The organism is Ectopseudomonas khazarica, assembly GCF_004521985.1.
Lineage (GTDB): Bacteria > Pseudomonadota > Gammaproteobacteria > Pseudomonadales > Pseudomonadaceae > Aquipseudomonas > Aquipseudomonas khazarica.
The window spans coordinates 246,310-263,095 of record NZ_SBHZ01000007.1; the positions used below are offsets into that span (position 1 = coordinate 246,310).

The 16,786-nt window shown below is 67.3% G+C and carries 15 protein-coding genes; 12 read left to right on the forward strand and 3 right to left on the reverse strand.

All coding sequences use genetic code 11. The features are described 5' to 3' along the window. Window positions 1-38: 38 nt before the first annotated feature. The 3 genes from EPK82_RS11585 to EPK82_RS11595 all read left to right on the forward strand — a co-directional run bounded on the left by EPK82_RS11585 (window position 39) and on the right by EPK82_RS11595 (window position 2,655). Window positions 39-1,481 carry a SulP family inorganic anion transporter gene (locus EPK82_RS11585; protein ID WP_037052208.1) on the forward strand — a complete coding sequence of 481 codons (1,443 nt, stop codon included), beginning with the start codon at window positions 39-41 and terminating at the stop codon, window positions 1,479-1,481. Between the two features lie 147 nt (window positions 1,482-1,628). Continuing rightward, window positions 1,629-2,231, forward strand: a complete 603-nt coding sequence (locus EPK82_RS11590) for a nucleotidyltransferase domain-containing protein (RefSeq protein WP_134676687.1) — start codon at window positions 1,629-1,631, stop codon at window positions 2,229-2,231. After that, window positions 2,221-2,655 carry a hypothetical protein gene (locus EPK82_RS11595; protein WP_047588709.1) on the forward strand — a complete coding sequence of 145 codons (435 nt, stop codon included), beginning with the start codon at window positions 2,221-2,223 and terminating at the stop codon, window positions 2,653-2,655. Before EPK82_RS11590 ends, EPK82_RS11595 begins: the two co-directional genes overlap by 11 nt. Window positions 2,656-2,796: 141 nt before the next feature. Here the strand turns inward: EPK82_RS11595 and trpA are convergent, their stop codons facing one another. Together trpA and trpB are read right to left on the reverse strand one after the other, a co-directional pair. Beyond that, complete coding sequence (gene trpA, locus EPK82_RS11600; protein ID WP_134676655.1) at window positions 2,797-3,606, reverse strand: tryptophan synthase subunit alpha; 810 nt, start codon at window positions 3,604-3,606, stop codon at window positions 2,797-2,799. After that, complete coding sequence (trpB, locus tag EPK82_RS11605; RefSeq protein WP_134676656.1) at window positions 3,603-4,814, reverse strand: tryptophan synthase subunit beta; 1,212 nt, start codon at window positions 4,812-4,814, stop codon at window positions 3,603-3,605. The genes trpA and trpB overlap by 4 nt, the downstream gene beginning before the upstream one ends. Window positions 4,815-4,935: 121 nt before the next feature. On the opposite strand from trpB, the gene EPK82_RS11610 reads away from it, so the two are divergent. The 8 genes from EPK82_RS11610 to EPK82_RS11645 all read left to right on the forward strand — a co-directional run bounded on the left by EPK82_RS11610 (window position 4,936) and on the right by EPK82_RS11645 (window position 15,043). Then, window positions 4,936-5,823 (forward strand): LysR family transcriptional regulator, encoded by an 888-nt coding sequence (locus EPK82_RS11610; RefSeq protein WP_134676657.1) that lies wholly within the window; start codon window positions 4,936-4,938, stop codon window positions 5,821-5,823. Beyond that, a complete protein-coding gene (locus EPK82_RS11615; RefSeq protein WP_244229922.1) occupies window positions 5,801-6,466 on the forward strand; it encodes an RNA polymerase sigma factor in 666 nt (221 codons plus the stop codon). Before EPK82_RS11610 ends, EPK82_RS11615 begins: the two co-directional genes overlap by 23 nt. Further along, window positions 6,463-7,404, forward strand: a complete 942-nt coding sequence (locus tag EPK82_RS11620) for a FecR family protein (protein ID WP_134676658.1) — start codon at window positions 6,463-6,465, stop codon at window positions 7,402-7,404. Before EPK82_RS11615 ends, EPK82_RS11620 begins: the two co-directional genes overlap by 4 nt. Before the next feature lie 116 nt (window positions 7,405-7,520). Continuing rightward, complete coding sequence (locus EPK82_RS11625) at window positions 7,521-9,908, forward strand: TonB-dependent receptor (protein ID WP_134676659.1); 2,388 nt, start codon at window positions 7,521-7,523, stop codon at window positions 9,906-9,908. Window positions 9,909-10,027: 119 nt separating this feature from the next. Further along, a complete protein-coding gene (locus EPK82_RS11630) occupies window positions 10,028-10,534 on the forward strand; it encodes a sigma-70 family RNA polymerase sigma factor (protein WP_134676660.1) in 507 nt (168 codons plus the stop codon). Further along, window positions 10,531-11,478, forward strand: coding sequence for a DUF4880 domain-containing protein (locus tag EPK82_RS11635; RefSeq protein WP_037052191.1), 948 nt, complete (start codon window positions 10,531-10,533; stop codon window positions 11,476-11,478). Before EPK82_RS11630 ends, EPK82_RS11635 begins: the two co-directional genes overlap by 4 nt. 783 nt (window positions 11,479-12,261) lie before the next feature. Further along, window positions 12,262-14,694, forward strand: a complete 2,433-nt coding sequence (locus EPK82_RS11640) for a TonB-dependent receptor domain-containing protein (RefSeq protein ID WP_134676661.1) — start codon at window positions 12,262-12,264, stop codon at window positions 14,692-14,694. A gap of 133 nt (window positions 14,695-14,827) precedes the next feature. Further along, a complete protein-coding gene (locus EPK82_RS11645) occupies window positions 14,828-15,043 on the forward strand; it encodes a dodecin (protein WP_037052187.1) in 216 nt (71 codons plus the stop codon). Here the strand turns inward: EPK82_RS11645 and EPK82_RS11650 are convergent. Continuing rightward, window positions 15,012-15,989, reverse strand: a complete 978-nt coding sequence (locus tag EPK82_RS11650) for an NAD-dependent epimerase/dehydratase family protein (protein ID WP_134676662.1) — start codon at window positions 15,987-15,989, stop codon at window positions 15,012-15,014. The genes EPK82_RS11645 and EPK82_RS11650 overlap by 32 nt on opposite strands. Before the next feature lie 218 nt (window positions 15,990-16,207). Between EPK82_RS11650 and EPK82_RS11655 the strand changes: the two genes are divergently transcribed. Next, a complete protein-coding gene (locus tag EPK82_RS11655; RefSeq protein ID WP_037052179.1) occupies window positions 16,208-16,786 on the forward strand; it encodes a hypothetical protein in 579 nt (192 codons plus the stop codon).

Consider the following 16,786-nt stretch of genomic DNA (forward strand, 5'->3'; position numbering starts at 1 on the left):
TCCGCCATCGCCCGGTCCAGCCGGCTAGCCGAGACGTCATGAAACCCGCACGCATACGCGCCGACCTGCTGGCCGGCCTGACCTCCTCCTTCGCCCTGGTGCCGGAGTGCATCGCCTTCGCCCTGGTCGCCCAGCTCAACCCGCTGATGGGGCTGTACGGCGCCTTCATCATCTGCACCCTCACCGCCCTGTTCGGGGGCCGTCCCGGCATGGTTTCCGGTGCGGCCGGCTCGATGGCCGTGGTGATCGTCGCCCTGGTGGTGCAACACGGTGCGCAGTACCTGCTGGCCACCGTGCTGCTCGGCGGCGTGCTGATGATCCTGTTCGGCCTGCTGCGCCTGGGCAAGCTGGTGCGCATGGTGCCGCACCCGGTGATGCTCGGCTTCGTCAACGGCCTGGCCATCGTCATCGCGATGTCGCAGCTGGAGCACTTCCATGCCGAAGGCGGCTGGCTGCAAGGGGCCGCGCTGTCCTGGATGCTGGGCCTGGTGGCGCTGACCATGGCCGTGGTCTACCTGCTGCCGAAGCTGACCCGCGCGGTGCCGCCGGCGCTGGTGGCGATCCTCGGCGTCGGCCTGCTGGTGTACCTGCTCGACCTGCCCACCCGCACCCTTGGCGACATGGCGCATATCGCCGGCGGCCTGCCGCAATTCGCCCTGCCGGACATTCCGTGGAACCTGGAGACCCTGCGCATCATTGCCCCCTACGCGGTGCTGATGGCGCTGGTCGGCCTGCTGGAAACCCTGCTGACCCTCAACCTCACCGACGAGATCACCCAGAGCCGCGGCAACACCAACCGCGAGTGCGTGGCGCTCGGTGCGGCCAACATGGTCTCCGGCGCGTTCGGCGGCATGGGCGGCTGTGCGATGATCGGCCAGACCATGATCAACCTCAGCTCCGGCGGCCGTGGCCGGCTGTCCGGCGTGGTCGCCGGGGTGATGATCCTGCTCTTCGTGCTGTTCCTCTCGCCGCTGATCGAGCGCATCCCGCTGGCCGCGCTGGTGGGCGTGATGTTCGTGGTGGCGCAGCAGACCTTCGCCTGGGGCTCGCTGCGGGTCGCCGGCAAGGTGCCGGCCAACGACGTGCTGGTGATCGTCGCGGTGACCGCCATCACCGTGGTCACCGACCTGGCCACCGCGGTGCTCTGCGGCATCGTCATCGCCGCGCTCAATTTCGCCTGGCAGCATGCCCGTGAGCTGTATGCCGACAGCGACCTGCAGGCCGACGGCAGCAAGCTGTACCGTGCCCATGGCACGCTGTTCTTCGCTTCCTGCACCACCTTCCTCAATCAGTTCGAGCCGGCCGACGATCCGCAGCAGGTGACGCTGGACTGCCGCCACCTGAGCTTCGTCGACTACTCCGCCATCGCCGCGCTGAAAACCCTGCGCGAACGCTACGAGCGCGCCGGCAAGCACCTGCGCGTGGTGCACCTGTCCGAGCGCTGCAAGCAACTGCTCAAGCGTGCCGGGGCGGGCGAGTAGGGGCGTCCGCCCATGTGCAGGCGTTAGCACGGGGCAGTGATCAGCGAGGGTGGTGCCGGCAGCGCTGCCTGCAATCTTGCTGAAAGAGCATTGAAGAGTCCCTGTTTAGGACTTATCGTTCCACTATTGGGACTCAACGGGGCTTCTATGCCAACTCTTTCATTAAGCGAGGCGCTGTTCACCGGCACCCAGCGCAAGGTGCTGGGGCTGCTGTACGGCAAGCCGGAGCAGAGCTTCTATGCCAACGAGATTGCTCGTCATGCGCAGGTTGGCAAAGGCAGTCTGATGCGTGAACTGGAGCGGTTGCAGCAGGTGGGCATCCTGACCCTGACCCGCCAAGGCAATCAGACCCATTACCAGGCCAACCCGGATTGTCCGATCTATGCCGAGTTGCAGGGTATCGTGCGCAAGACCTTTGGCATCGGTGCGCCGCTGCGCGAGGCGCTCGCGCCGCTCTCCGCGCACCTGACGTGGGCTTTCGTCTATGGTTCGCTGGCCAAAGGCCGCGAACATGCCGATAGCGATATCGACCTGATGCTGATCGGCGACAGCCTGCGCTATGCCGAGGTGATGGAACACCTGCTGCCGGTCGAGGCGCAACTGCGGCGTACCATCAATCCGACGCTGTACACTCCGGACGAGTGGCGGGCCAGGAAAGCCGCTGGCAACAGCTTCGTGCTGCGCGTGGCGCAGCAGGAAAAGATCGAGTTGATCGGCCACGATCCGGAGGGAACCGAACATGGTCAGTAACGACAATCTTGAAAACCTGCTGCGCACGGGTGGCCTCAAGGCCGAACCGCCAGACCGCAGGGAATGCGAAGGACTGCTACGCTCGGCCATTGATCGCCTGCAGGATGCCCATGCACCCAAGCTGTCATTCGCCAGCCGCTTCGACCTCGCCTATAACGCTGCGCACGCACTGGCGTTGACCGCGCTGCGTCTGCGTGGCTATCGCTCCGACCGTCGATACCTGGTGTTCCAGTGCCTGACGCACACGCTGGCGGTCAGCAAGGCACAGGTGCGCCTGTTTGCGCTGTGCCATGATCGGCGCAATCTGGCGGAGTACGAAGGGTACATGGACATGGATGAGCCGCTGCTGGCCGAGTTGGTCGCGGCGACCGATGAGCTTTTACCTGTGGTCCAGGAAGCCATGGCGACGGCTTGGCCGGCATGAGCGCTCAGGCTGGCTCCAGCCTGGCGAATCCTGTCGGTCAGTTCGTAGCGACCGCTGTTCTCCACTCGGGCGCCCGTGCCAGAGAAAAAAGCCGCCGACGGATCGCTCCGCCAGCGGCTTCTTCACTTGCCGGAGATGGGCTCAGCGGCGTGCGTTGCGCACGCCTTCGGCCAGTTCGCGGCACAGGCTCAGTACGCCGTTGACCGCTTCGCTCGGCGAGGTCGCCTGGGCGATCTTGTCGATCAGTGCCGAGCCGACCACCGCACCTTCGGCGCGCTTGGCCACTTCGGCGGCGTGCTCGGGGGTGCGGATGCCGAAGCCGATGCACACGGGCAGGTCGGTGTGGCGGCGCAGGCGCGCCACGGCTTCCTCGACATGATCCATGGTCGCCGCACCGGCGCCGGTGACGCCGGCCACCGACACGTAGTAGACGAACCCGGAGCTGCCGTTGAGGACGGTCGGCAGGCGCTCGTCATCGGTGGTCGGCGTGGTCAGGCGGATGAAGTCGATGCCGGCGGCCTGGGCCGGTTCGCAGAGCTCGTCGTTGTGCTCCGGCGGCAGGTCGACCACGATCAGACCGTCGACGCCAGCGGCCTTGGCATCCGCGATGAAGCGCTCGACGCCGTAGCAGAAGATCGGGTTGTAGTAGCCCATCAGCACCAGTGGCGTGTCCTGGTTGCCGGCGCGGAACTCGCGGACCATCTGCAGGGTTTTCACCATGTTCTGCTTGCCGTCCAGCGCACGGATGTTGGCCAGCTGGATGGCCGGGCCGTCGGCCATCGGGTCGGTGAACGGCATGCCCAGCTCGATCACGTCGGCACCGGCATCGGGCAGGCCCTTGAGGATCTCCAGCGAGGTGGCGTAGTCGGGGTCGCCGGCGGTGATGAAGGTGACCAGCGCGGCGCGGTTCTCCGCTTTCAGTTCGGCGAAGCGGTTGTGCAGGCGGCTCATGCGTGTTTCTCCTGTTCGCCCATGTGGTGCATCACGGTTTGCATGTCCTTGTCGCCACGACCGGACAGGTTGATCACCATCAGGTGGTCCCTGGGCAGCTTGGGTGCGCGCTTGAAGGCTTCGGCCAGCGCGTGGGACGACTCCAGCGCCGGGATGATGCCTTCCAGGCGGCAGCAGTGGTGGAAGGCCTCCAGGGCCTCGTCATCGCTGATCGGCACGTACTCGACGCGCTTGATCTCATGCAACCAGGCGTGTTCGGGGCCGACGCCGGGGTAGTCGAGGCCGGCGGAAATCGAGTGGGCGTCGGTGATCTGGCCGTCCTCGTCCTGCAGCAGGAAGGTGCGGTTGCCGTGCAGCACGCCCGGCGCGCCGCCGGCCATGCTCGCCGCGTGCTTGCCGCTGTCGATGCCGTGGCCGGCCGCTTCGACGCCGACGATCTGCACGCCGGCATCATCGAGGAAGGGGTGGAACAGGCCAATGGCGTTGGAGCCACCGCCGATGCAGGCGACCAGCGAATCGGGCAGGCGCCCTTCCTTCTCTTGCAACTGCTCGCGCACTTCGTTGCCGATCACCGACTGGAAGTCGCGGACCATTTCCGGATACGGGTGCGGGCCGGCGGCGGTGCCGATCAGGTAGAAGGTGTTGTGGACGTTGGTCACCCAGTCGCGCAGCGCTTCGTTCATCGCGTCTTTCAGGGTGCCGGTGCCGGCGGTGACCGGGATCACCTCGGCGCCGAGCAGCTTCATGCGGAAGACGTTGGCCTGCTGACGGTCGATGTCGGTGGTGCCCATGTACACCACGCACTGCATGCCGAAGCGCGCGGCCACGGTGGCGGTGGCCACGCCGTGCATGCCGGCGCCGGTCTCGGCGATGATGCGCCGCTTGCCCATGCGCTTGGCCAGGAGGATCTGGCCGATGCAGTTGTTGATCTTGTGCGCGCCGGTGTGGTTGAGGTCTTCACGCTTGAGGAAGATCTTCGCCCCGCCGAAGTGCTCGGTCAGGCGCTCGGCGAAATACAGCGGGCTGGCGCGGCCGATGTAGTCGCGCTGAAAGTAGGCCAGCTCGTCGAGGAACGCCGGATCATCCTTGGCCTTCTGGTATTCGGCGGCCAGCGAGTTGATCAGCGGCATCAGGGTTTCGGCGACGAACTGGCCGCCGAAGCGACCGAACAGGCCGCGATTGTCCGGGCCGTTACGCAGTGAAGTCATGGCAAGCTCTCCTGGGATTCTCCATGTAGGAGGCGGCTCCTACGCGATGTGTCCACCCTAACTGCATGCAGCGGGGAAAAAAAGCGATAAGATCGCCGCAATACGTCAGGAAAACTCACCTATGAAGAGCAGCCTGCCTCCCCTCAATGCGCTGCGTGCGTTCGAAGCCGTGGCCCGCCTGGGCAGCCTGAAGCAGGCGGCAAGCGAGCTGAACGTGACGCACGGGGCGATCAGCCGACAGATCCGGCAACTGGAAGAGCAGCTCGACCTGAGCCTGCTGGCCAAGGACGGGCGTGGCGTAAAACTCACCGATGCCGGCCTCCGCCTGCGCGATGCCGCAGGCGAAGCCTTCGAGCGCCTGCGCAGCACCTGCGCCGAGCTGCGGCGCGAGGCCGAGGAGCGCCCGTTCGTGCTCGGCTGCCCGGGCAGTCTGCTGGCGCGCTGGTTCATTCCTCGGCTGGATCGCCTGCAGCGCGAGCTGCCTGAGCTCAACCTGCAACTGTCGGCCAGCGAAGGCGAGCTGGACCCACGGCGCCCCGGTATCGACGCCACCCTGCTGTTCGCCGAGCCGCCCTGGCCTGGCGACATGCAGGTGTACGAGCTGGCGACCGAGCGCATCGGCCCGGTGCTCAGCTCGCGTCATGCCCGTCATGCCGAACTGGCCGGGCAGGCAGCGGGGGTGCTCCTGGGGGAGCCGCTGCTGCATACCGCATCGCGGCCGCAGGCCTGGCCGCAGTGGGCGGCGGCCCAGGGCCTGGCGCCGGCGGGGCTTAAGCTGGGGCAGGGCTTCGAGCATCTCTACTACCTGCTGGAGGCCGCTGCCGCCGGGCTCGGCGTGGCCATCGCGCCACAACTGCTGGTAGCCGACGACCTGGCCGCCGGGCGCCTGAGTGCGCCCTGGGGCTTCATCGACACGCCGGCTCGTCTGGCGCTCTGGGCGCGGCGGGACGACCCGCGCAGCGAACGCCTGGCCGCTTGGCTGCGCCATGAACTGCAGCGCGCGGCATGATCCCGGTGACGTGCGGGCGATCGGCTTCATGCTGGTGATAACTATTCTCGATTGCGTGTATGCTGGCGGTCCCTTTCAGCGGTCCGGCCTGCGCCGGGCCTTCGAGAACCTTGCGATCCTCATGCGGCGCCGCGCTCCCTCCTCCCTGCTGCACAGCTTCCAGACCCACTACGGGGATCTGCTGCGCTTCCTGTCCCGGCGCCTGGGCGACTCCCAGCGCGCGGCGGACGTCGCGCAGGACACCTGGCTGCGCCTGGCCGATCATCCGGACGAGCAGCGCGTGGAGAATCCGCGCGCCTATCTGTTCCGCGTCGCCGGCAACCTGGCCATCGACAATCTGCGGCGTGACAACCGTCTGGCCGAGCTGCACGTGGAGGAGGACGTGCTCGACGAGCTCAGCGATCCGCTGGCGGCACCGGAAAAACACCTGCTGGCGCGGGAAAGCCTGGTGCAGCTCGATGCGGCGCTCGCACAGTTGCCGGCCAAGGCGCGCGAGGCCTTGCTGCTCAATCGCCTCGACGGCCTGACCCACGCGCAGATCGCACGGCGCCTGGGGGTGTCCGAGAGCATGGTCGGCAAGTACCTGGCCCAGGCCATGCGTCATTGCCGCCAGTGGCGCAGCCAGCAGGGAGGTGAGCGATGAGCGAGGTCGAGCCTCTCAGCCTGGACGATCAGGCCGTCGATCATCTGCTGCGCCTGCACAGTGGCACTGCGGGGGCCAGGGAGCGTGCGGAGTTCCAGCGCTGGCGCAGGCAGAGCGCGGCGCACGAACATGCGGCCCGCGAAGCCGAGGTGCTGTGGCAGGCGCTGGGGCACACCCAGGCGGCGGCCCGCCATCGCCGGACCGCGCAGCGCAGCTGGCGCCTGCCGGCCATGGCCGCAGTGCTGTGCCTGGCACTGCTGCTCGGCCTGCTGGCGGCGCCGCGCACCCTGGTCGGGCTGTATGCCGACCACAGTACCGCCGTCGGCGAACGACGCCTGGTGCAGCTGGATGACGGCAGCCGGGTGTGGCTCAACAGCGGCAGCGCCCTGTCGGTGGATTTCAGCGCCACGCGGCGCGATGTGCGCCTGTACCACGGCGAGGCGTTGTTCGAGGTGGCCAAGGATCGCCAGCGGCCTTTCGTGGTGAGCGCCGGGGACGGCCAGGTGCAGGCGCTGGGGACGCGCTTCGACGTGGACCTGCATGGCGCGCAGGCGCAGGTGACGGTCAGCGAGGGCGTGGTGCAGGTGGACAGCGGTGGCGCCGTACCGCTGCGCCTCGGCGTGGGGCAGCGCGTGAGCTATCGGCCCGGCGTGGCGCCGGGTGCGGTGCAGGCGCTGGACCCGAGCAGCGCCAGTGCCTGGCAGCGCGGCAAGCTGATCTTCAACCAGCGTCCGCTGGGCGAGGTGCTCGCGGAGCTGGAACGCTACCTGCCCGAGCGCATCCTGCTGCGCGACGAGGCACTGCGCCGGCGCAAGATCAGCGGCGTCTTCGACCTCGACGATCCGCAGGCGCTGCTGACCACGCTGGAGCGTCTGCAGCCGGTGCAGATCACCCGGCTGCCCTGGTTGATCCTGGTACGACCGGCGCCACGCGGCTGACGGGCAGAATTTTTTCTGCACGCGGCTGCAAGATCCTGGCGGCTGTTTCGTCGTGGGTATGAACGCGACTTATTCCTAAGTAGCGCCACCTGCCACACGACATGGAAACCTCTGTAATGCGCTGTCATGTTTCTCCGCTGCACCGTGCCCTGCTGCTCGCCTCGCTGCTCGGCGGCGCCACCCCGCTGGCTCTGGCCGCCGAACCGATCAGCGTCGAACTGCATATCGCCCCGCTCAGCCTGGACAGTGCGATGACCCAGTTCGCCGACCAGGCCGACCTGCACCTGATGTTCAACTCCGATGACCTGCAGGGGCTGCGCAGCGCCGGACTGGACGGCCATTTCACCGTGGAGGAGGCGTTGCAGCGTCTGCTCGCCGGCACCGACCTGAGCTGGACCTTCACCGATGCGCGCACCGTGCTGCTGCAGCGCCGCGGCCCTGACGCGTCCGGGCGGCTCAAGCTGGAGTCCATGCAGATCAGCGTGGCCGCGCGTACCCCGACCGAGATCAGCGCCATTCCCGGTACCGTCTGGGTGGTGGACCAGACCCAGCTGCGCGAGCAGCTCGACGTCGGCGTCAGCCTCAAGGAGGCGCTCGGCAAGCTGGTGCCCGGCCTCGACCTGGCGCCGGAAGGGCGTACCAACTATGGCCAGAACATGCGCGGGCGCAGCGTGCTGGTGATGATCGACGGGGTCAGCCAGAACAGCTCGCGCGGGCTGTCGCGCCAGTTCGACAGCATCTCGCCGTTCAACATCGAGCGGGTCGAGGTGCTCTCGGGCGCCAACGCGCTGTACGGCGGCGGGGCCACCGGCGGCATCATCAACATCATCACGCGCAAGGGTGAGCCGGGCGAGGCCCGTTACCAGACGCGCGCCAGCGTCAGCAGCGGCTTCAACAACAGCGATGACCTGGCCATGCGCCTGGCGCAGTCGGTGAGTGGCGGCAACGAGCGGCTGAGCGGGCGCATCGGCGTTTCGGTGGAGAAGAACGAAGCCTTCTACGACGGCGACGGCGAGCAGATCTTCATCGACAACACGCAGACCGACCTGCAGTACAACCGCGCCATCGACGTGCTGGGCAACCTCAGCGCGCGTTTCAGCGACGAGCAGAGCCTCGACCTGCTGGCGCAGTACTACGACTCCGGCAACGATGGCAGCACCGGTATCTATTTCCCCAACCTGAACTACCGGGCGCCGTCCGACCTCAACGACGCCGAGATTCGCAGCGGGCTGGATACCGACCTGCAGCCGCGCACCCGTCGCGCCCTGCTCAACGCCAGCTACCACCACAGCGACCTGTTGGGCCAGGATTTCTACCTGCAGGGTTATTACCGCCGGGAAGACAACAACTTCTACCCCTTCCCCTACTACAACTCCGGCAGCCCGCGCGGCAGCAGCGGCGTGTATTTCGCTGGTTCGCAGCAGAACTTCGAGGTGAGCGGGCTCAAGGGGCTGTTCAGCAAGCAGTGGCAGCGCTTCACCCTGACCTACGGGCTGGACTTCGACCATGAGCGCTTCAATGCCGAGCAGAAGGTCTTCGACCAGCAGACCTCCTCTGCCAGCGGGGGCCTGGTGCTCGACACCGCCAGCAGCGCGCCGCGTTACCCCAGCTACGTGGTGGACAGCCTGTCGGCCTATGCCCAGCTGGACTGGAAGCTCACCGAGCGGCTGACCCTCTCCGGTGGTGCGCGCCACCAGCGCATGGATGTCGAGGTCGGCGACTTCAAGGGCGTGGCCGGCGGCCGCAACGACTATGACGTCAACCTGTACAACCTGGGTGTCATCTACGACTTCGCCAACGGCCACCAGCTGTGGAGCAACTACAGCGAAGGCTTCGACCTGGCCGACCCGGCCAAGTACTACGGCAAGCCCGGTCTGTCGGTGGAAGACAACCCGCTGGCCGGCATCAAGAGCCGCCAGACCGAACTGGGCTGGCGCTTTGCCGATAGCCGCTGGCAGGCGCAGGCGGCGCTCTACTACATCTGGTCGGACCAGGTGATCAGCTACGACAGCAGCACCCTGACCATCGACGTGGAAGATCAGAAGAGCCGCGATTTCGGTTTCGAGGGGGCCCTCAGCCACTACTTCGACAGCGGCTGGCAGGCCGGTGCGACCCTGCACCTGGTGCGTTCCGAGGAAGAGGACGCCGACGGTGGCTGGATCAAGCGCGATGCCCGCTACGCTTCGCTGTCCAAGTACACCGCCTTCGTCGGCTGGAGCGACGGCAACAGCAGTGCACGGCTGCAGGCCAACCATGCCGTCGACCTGGACGACGACGCCGGCCACGAGATCGACGGCTACACCACCTTCGACCTGACCGCGCAGCGCCAGACCGACTACGGCACCTTCAGCGCCGGTATCCAGAACCTGCTGGACGAGCGCTACAGCACCGTCTGGGGGCAACGCGCCACGCTGTTCTACTCGCCGACCTACGGCCCGGCCTACCTGTACGACTATCAGGGTCGCGGACGGACCTTCACCCTGGGCTACGAAGTGGCGTTCTAAGCGCCGCTCCGTGTCGGCAGCCGCGCCTGGGCGTCGCGGGCGCGGTCTGCCGACGCTTGGCAAGCGTGTCGGGATGGATGACAATGCGATTCATTGTCATTTGATCCGTATTCGCTTTCATGTCCGTCGACGCCCAGGCCCTGCACAGTCTCTATCACGATCACCACACCTGGCTGCAGGGCTGGCTGCGCCGGCGCCTGGGCAACCGCTGCGATGCCGCCGACCTGGCGCAGGACACTTTCGTGCGCCTGCTGCGTGCCGGCAATGCGGCGAGCATCCGCGAGCCACGCCACTACCTGGCCACGGTGGCGCGGGGGCTGATGGTCGACTTCCTGCGCCGGCGTTCGCTGGAGCAAGCCTACCTGGACGTGCTGGCCAGTCAGCCTGCGGCCGAACAGCCTGGTGCGGAGCAGCAGGCGCTGCTGCTGGAGGCGCTGATGGAGGTCGACCGCCTGCTCGAGGGGCTGGGCACCAAGGTGCGCGAGGTGTTCATCCTGTCCCAGCTCGATGGCCTCACCTACGCCCAGATCGCCGCGCACCTGGGCATTTCCCTGCGCAGCGTGAACACCTACATGGCCCGTGCGGTGGAGCACTGTTGCCTGCTGCAGGCCGGCTGGCAGGCATGAGCACGCCCACCCCCGGCGAGCGCGCCGCGCTCAAGGCCGCCAGTAGCTGGTATGCCAGCCTCAACTCCGGCAGCAGTGGCGCGGCCGAGCAGCAGGCCTGGCAGCATTGGTACGACGCCGACCCCGTGCATCGTCAGGCCTGGCAGCAGATCGAACGCCTGCGCGATCAGCTCGGCCTGCTGCCGGCGCAGATCGCCGCGCCGACCCTGCGAGGCGCCGCCTACAGCCGTCGGCGCGTGCTTGGCAGCCTGTTGCTGGCCGGCGCCGCGCTGCCACTGGGCTGGTTCGCCTGGCGCAGTGACAGTCGCCGTTACTGGACCGCCGACTACCGCAGCGGGGTCGGCGAGCAACGCCACTGGCAACTGGCCGACGGCAGTCGCCTGCTGCTCGGCAGTGCCGGCGCCGCCCAGTTCGACGGCACCCGGCGCCAGCTGCAGCTGCTCGACGGCGAGGCGCAGCTGGACATTGCCGATGGGCCGCAGGCGCTGCACGTGCTGACCCGTGACGGGCTGATCCGCGCCGGCGGCGGTCGCCTCAACCTGCGCTGCGACCCGCATGGCAGCCGCATCGCCCTGCTCGAAGGCTCCGTCGAGGTCAGTTGCGCGGCGCAGCCCGCACGCTGGCAACGCCTGCAGGCCGGCCAGCAACTGCTGCTGCAGCGCGAGCGGATCGGCGCACCGCAGCCGCTGGATGCGCGCAGCACGGCCTGGGCCGAGGGCAGCCTGCTGGCCATCGACCAGCCACTGGGCGAGGTGGTCGCGGAGCTGGCGCGCTACCGCCACGGCATCCTGCGGGTCGATCCGGCGCTGGCCGGGCTGAAGGTTTCCGGCAGCTTCCCGCTGCTCGACAGCGACCGCGCGCTGGCCGCCCTGCAACACAGCTTCCCGCTGCAAGTGGTACGGCGCAGCGACTACTGGGTGACACTGGTACCGCGCGGCGCCTGAGCGGTGCAGCCGTTTCGCGGCTGAAGCCGCTCCCACAGGGTCGTCGGGTTCTACCCGTAGGGTGGATGACGCTTCATTCATCCACCAGCAGGGCGGCCTGGCGGCCTGAGCGCTGCTGAAAGCGATCCGTTCCAGGCTGTAGCAGGCACTCCGGCGGTGCGTTCGTTTCGCGGCTGAAGCTGCTCCCACGGATTCGTCGGGTTCTACCCGTAGGGTGGATGACGCTTCATCCATCCACCAGCGGGGCTCCCTGACAGCCTGAGTACAGCTGAAAACCATCCGCTCCCGGCTGTAGCAGGCACTTCGGCGGTGCTGCCGTTTCGCGGCTGAAGCCGCTCCCACAGGGTCGTCGGGTTCTACCCGTAGGGTGGATGACGCTTCATCCATCCACCAGCGGGGCTCCCTGACAGCCTGAGTACAGCTGAAACCATCCGCTCCCGGTTGCAGCAGGCACCCCGGCGGTGCTGTCGTTTCGCGGCTGAAGCTGCTCCTACGGGGTCGTCGGGTTCTACCCGTAGGGTGGATGACGCTTCATCCATCCACCAGCAAGGCGCCCTGGCAGCCTGAGTGCTGCTGAAAGCGATCCGTTTTCGGCTGCAGCAGGCACTTCCGCGCTGCGGCGGTTTCGCGGCTGAAGCCGCTCCTACAGCCGTCCCTACAGCTGCTCCTACGGGTGGAGCGCGGCATGGCGAGAAAAAATCTCCGGTTCCTTGCACTTTTTGCCGCGCGGCTTCGGCCCTCCCTGCAAACACCCACTCCGCGTCTTGTCGTCAGGGATCCGCCATGCAGTCACCACGCTCCATCCGCTCTGCGCTTCGTAGCGCCATCCGCAACGCCCTGTTCTGTTCCGGCCTGGCCCTGGGCACTGCGCTGCCGACACTGGCCCAGGCCGACAGCGCGCACACGCAGGCTTATCAGATCAGTGCCGGGCCGCTGGCCGAGGTGCTCGGCCGCTTCGCCAGCGCCGCCGGGGTTGCCCTGTCGTTCGATGCGGCGCTGCTGCAGGGCCGGCAGAGCCAGGGGCTGCAGGGCCAGTATGGCGTCGAGGACGGTTTTGCCCGGCTGCTGCAGGGCAGTGGTCTGCAGGCGGTGCGCCAGGCCGAGGGCGTCTACGGCCTGACCCCGCAACCACAGGCCGCTGTGGCCAGTCCGGCACCCAGCCGGGTCGCTGGCGATGTGCTGCGCCTGCAGGACACCGAGGTGACCGTCAGCACCCTGCGCGGTGATACGGCCGTGGGCCAGACCAGCCAGCGCGTCACCGTCATCGACCGCCAGCAGATCGAGCGCCAGCTGGCGCTGAGCAGCGACCCTGGGGCGGTGCTCGCCAACCTCATTCCGTCCTACTCGCCGAGCCGGCAGAAGCTGTCCAACGCCGGCGAGACCCTGCGCGGGCGGGCGCCGCAGTTCCTCGTCGACGGCGTGCCGCAGGCCAGCTCGCTGCGCAACGACGGACGCAGCAGCTACACCATCGACCTGCAACAGGTGGAGCGCATCGAGGTGATCCACGGCGCCTCGGCCGAGCACGGCGGCGGTGCCACCGGTGGCATCATCAACTTCATCAGCCGTCGTCCGCAGGGCTATGGCGTGCGCCAGCACGCCGGGATCAGCCTGGAGAGCGACGACACCTTCAGCAGCGACGGTTTCGGCTACAAGCTCAACTACCGCGTCAGTGCCCAGCAGGGCGACTGGGAGGCCCTGTTCGGCAGCACCTGGCAATCGCGCGGGATGTTCTACGACGGCGACAACACGCGCATCGGCGTGGCCTATCCCGGCGAGATCCAGGACACCCGTGACCGCGACCTGATGCTCAAGCTCGGCTACTGGATCGACGATGCCCAGCACCTGCAGTTCAGCGCCAACCACTACCGCCTGACCGGCAACAACGACTATCTGCCGGTGCTTGGCGACCGCGACGCCGGTATCCCGACCAGTGCGACGCGCGGCGACGTGCCCGGCGAGGCGCCGTTCAACGAGAACCGTCAGTACAGCCTCGACTACAGCCACTCGGACTGGTTCGGCAACATCCTCGACGTGCAGCTGTACCAGCAGCGCTATCGCGGCCAGTTCGGCGCCCTGCTCAGCGGCTCCTTCCAGGACCCGGGCATCGCCCCCGTCGGCACGTTCTGGGAGCAGAGCCGCAGTGACTCGGAGAAACTCGGCGGCAAGCTGACCCTGCGCCGTACGGGCCTGTTCGACGGCCTGCTGGACCTGGCCGGCGGCCTCGACCTGATGCGCGACGAGGGCGAGCAGGTGCTGGTGCTGAGCAACCGCAGCTACGTGCCGCCGTCGACCTACGACAACCAGGCCGGCTTCCTCCAGGGCGACCTGCACCTGGGCGAGCGCCTGACCCTGATGGCCGGCGTGCGTCGCGAGCATGCCGAACTGGACGTGGATGATTTCCACACCGTGTGGGGCACCAACAACGCCGGAGGCGTGGATGTCGGCGGCGGTACCCTCTCCTTCGCCAAGACCCTGAGCAACTACGGCTTCACCTACCAGGCCAACGACTGGGCGCAGTTCTACGGCAGCTACTCGGAAGGCTTCGGCATGCCCGACATCGGTCGTGTGCTGCGTGCCGTCGACACGCCCGGGCAGGATGTGGAAAACCTGCTGGAGCTGGAGCCGATCATCACCCGCTCCAACGAGCTGGGCCTGCGCCTGAACTTCAGCGATGTCGACCTCGAGCTGAGCTACTACGAATCCTCCTCCAACCTCGGCGAACGGCTGTCGGTGAACAGCGCCGGCAATTACATCGCCAATCGCGAACGGGTGGAAATCCAGGGTTACGAACTGACCGGCAACTGGCGCCTGAACCAGGGCCACAGCCTGCGTGCCAGCTACACCCACAGCGAGGGCGAGTCCGACACCGATGACGATGGCAAGGTGGACACCAAGCTGACCGGCCTGAACATCGCCCCGGACCAGTTCAGCCTGAGCTGGAACGCACAGTGGAACGACGACTGGGCCAGCTACCTGCAGTACAACCTGTACCGCAGCCGCGAGTTCGATGACCCACGGCTGAAGTTCGACGGCTATGCCCTGCTCGCGGCCAGCGTCAGCCGCCGCCTGCCGCTGGGCAGCCTGTCGCTGGGCATCGACAACCTGCTCGACGAGGACTACTTCACCTACTACTCGCAGTCCGCGCGGGTCGCCGACGACTACAACTTCAAGGGCCGTGGGCGCACCTTTACCCTGGCCTACCAGGTGGAGTTCTAGAGCCCCGGCCCGGGCCGCATCGGGGGGCGCCGGTGCGGCTCAACCGCTCGGGAGCGATGACGTGAAGGCAGGTGCCGCGCCTGCGAGCGTCTAGTCTTCAGCGTGAGCCTTTCACCACGAGCGGAGTTCCAGCATGTCCAACCATCACACCTACAAGAAGATCGAGATCGTCGGTTCGTCGCGGACCAGCATCGAAGAGGCCATCGACAATGCCCTGGCCGAATGCGCCAAGAGCGTGCGCAACATGGACTGGTTCGAAGTGGTGGACACCCGTGGCCACATCGAGAATGGCAAGGTGGGGCACTACCAGGTGACGCTCAAGGTGGGCTTTCGCCTGAGCGGTAGCTGATGCCCTGGGCGCCGAGGAAGGCGAGCAAGGCTTCGCGGCTGGTGTAGCGCAGCTGATAGCCGAACTCCTGCTTCAGGCGCCGGTTGGCCAGTACCGGGCGGTAGCGCAGGAAGTCCAGTTGCTCCGGGCCGTACTGACTCAAGCCCAGTGGCTTGAGCAGGTGCAGTGCGCCGGCGAGCAACGCCGCCGGCAGCGGGCTGTAGGGCTTGCCGAGTATCCCGGCGATCTCCGCCAGGCTCAGGGCGCCGTCGCCGGCCAGGTTGTAGATGCCCTCCCGGGCCTCTTCCAGGCCCTGGAGGATGATGCCGACCACATCCTGTTCCCAGATGAACACGAAGCGGCTGGCATGGCCACGCACCCCCAGCACCGCGCGTTTCCTGAACAGGTCGCTGATCGGGTTGTTCAGACGCTTGCCGAGGATGGTGCCGGGGCGCAGTACCAGCTGGCGCAGCTGCGGATGTTCACCACGGCAGCGCGCCAGCAGCTGCTCGATCTCCAGCTTGTGCCTGGCGTAGGCGAAGCGCGGATGGCCGCGCAGGGGGTGGTTCTCGTCGATCCACTCGGCGTTTTCCGCGCTGTAGCCGTAGGCGGCGCCGGAACTGGTCACGATCAGCTGGCGCACGCCGTTGGCGACGGCGCTGTCCACCAGGCACTGGGTGCCGCCGACCTCGATGGCGTGCAGACGCGCCTCGCTCATGTCGCGTGGGGGGCGAATCACTGTGGCCAGGTGCACGATGGCATCCGGCTGCCAGCCGCTGATGCACGCGCGGACCTGGGCCGGGCGGCCCATGTCCAGCAGCACCGGCTCGATGTTGGCTTTCAGCCCACGGCCATCGAGGGGGCGAATGTCGGCGGCGATCAGCGTCCACTCCGGGTGCTGGATGGCCAGCTCCTCGAGCAGTTGATGGCCGATGAAGCCGGCGGCGCCGGTGATCAGAACACGCATGGCGGTCTCCTGCCGGGCTGGCCGGGTGCGGATCGTTGCTGTCGATGTTCAGCCTAGGTGGATGGGGTGAGGCGAGCAGTGACACAGCCGGTCAGCGACACTGGCGATTCGCGCCAGGCGGATGAACGGTGTGCCCGCGCGCACAGCCTCGGCCGGCCCGGGTGGTCAGGCGGGGCCGGATCGGGCAAGCTGCCTGCACTCATTCAGGGAGGAATGCCATGTTCAGACCGATACTGTTGCTGGGCCTGCTGGCGCTCGCCGGCTGCGTCGAGGATGAAGTGCCGCTGGCCGAGGAGCAGCACCTGCTGCTCAGTGGCGAGGACTTCGCCGCCTATGAGGTGCCGGTGGACGGCCACTACGACAAGCAGGTGACCTACGCCGCGCGCACCATCGACCTCAGCTTCGAGAGCGATGACAACGAGTGGTTCTACCTCTACAGCGGGGTGTCGCTGTATCCGCGCGCCAGCGATGCGCTGATGACCAGCTACGCCGAGACCTTCGGGGCGTCGTTCGGCCTGCGCGACAGCGGCCTGGAGCAGCAGGACCTGCCCCTGGAGACCGAGCTGGCCAGCCGCATCAGCCTCAAGTTGCTGACCCAGGACGGCGAGCCGGTCGGCAACCTGTTCTATGCCACGGTGGGCAACAAATCCATGTTCACTATCTTCACCGGCATCTACTTCGAAGAGCCCGGCGACTTCGAGGCATTCATCGCTCCCAAGTTGCGCGCGCTGCGCGAGTACCGGCATGACGACCCACTGCTGACCTGGGCCGGGCGAACGCTGGGCTTCGCCGACTAG

Excerpts from the sequence above, each read along its gene's own strand:
- trpA (WP_134676655.1), bottom strand. The coding sequence starts at position 3,606 with ATGAGCCGCCTGCACAACCGCTTCGCCGAACTGAAAGCGGAGAACCGC.
- EPK82_RS11650 (WP_134676662.1), bottom strand. The coding sequence starts at position 15,989 with ATGCGTGTTCTGATCACCGGCGCCGCCGGCTTCATCGGCCATCAACTG.
- EPK82_RS11640 (WP_134676661.1), top strand. The coding sequence starts at position 12,262 with ATGCAGTCACCACGCTCCATCCGCTCTGCGCTTCGTAGCGCCATCCGC.
- EPK82_RS11625 (WP_134676659.1), top strand. The coding sequence starts at position 7,521 with ATGCGCTGTCATGTTTCTCCGCTGCACCGTGCCCTGCTGCTCGCCTCG.
- EPK82_RS11655 (WP_037052179.1), top strand. The coding sequence starts at position 16,208 with ATGTTCAGACCGATACTGTTGCTGGGCCTGCTGGCGCTCGCCGGCTGC.
- EPK82_RS11630 (WP_134676660.1), top strand. The coding sequence starts at position 10,028 with ATGTCCGTCGACGCCCAGGCCCTGCACAGTCTCTATCACGATCACCAC.
- trpB (WP_134676656.1), bottom strand. The coding sequence starts at position 4,814 with ATGACTTCACTGCGTAACGGCCCGGACAATCGCGGCCTGTTCGGTCGC.
- EPK82_RS11620 (WP_134676658.1), top strand. The coding sequence starts at position 6,463 with ATGAGCGAGGTCGAGCCTCTCAGCCTGGACGATCAGGCCGTCGATCAT.
- EPK82_RS11585 (WP_037052208.1), top strand. The coding sequence starts at position 39 with ATGAAACCCGCACGCATACGCGCCGACCTGCTGGCCGGCCTGACCTCC.
- EPK82_RS11635 (WP_037052191.1), top strand. The coding sequence starts at position 10,531 with ATGAGCACGCCCACCCCCGGCGAGCGCGCCGCGCTCAAGGCCGCCAGT.
- EPK82_RS11595 (WP_047588709.1), top strand. The coding sequence starts at position 2,221 with ATGGTCAGTAACGACAATCTTGAAAACCTGCTGCGCACGGGTGGCCTC.
- EPK82_RS11610 (WP_134676657.1), top strand. The coding sequence starts at position 4,936 with ATGAAGAGCAGCCTGCCTCCCCTCAATGCGCTGCGTGCGTTCGAAGCC.
- EPK82_RS11615 (WP_244229922.1), top strand. The coding sequence starts at position 5,801 with ATGAACTGCAGCGCGCGGCATGATCCCGGTGACGTGCGGGCGATCGGC.
- EPK82_RS11645 (WP_037052187.1), top strand. The coding sequence starts at position 14,828 with ATGTCCAACCATCACACCTACAAGAAGATCGAGATCGTCGGTTCGTCG.
- EPK82_RS11590 (WP_134676687.1), top strand. The coding sequence starts at position 1,629 with ATGCCAACTCTTTCATTAAGCGAGGCGCTGTTCACCGGCACCCAGCGC.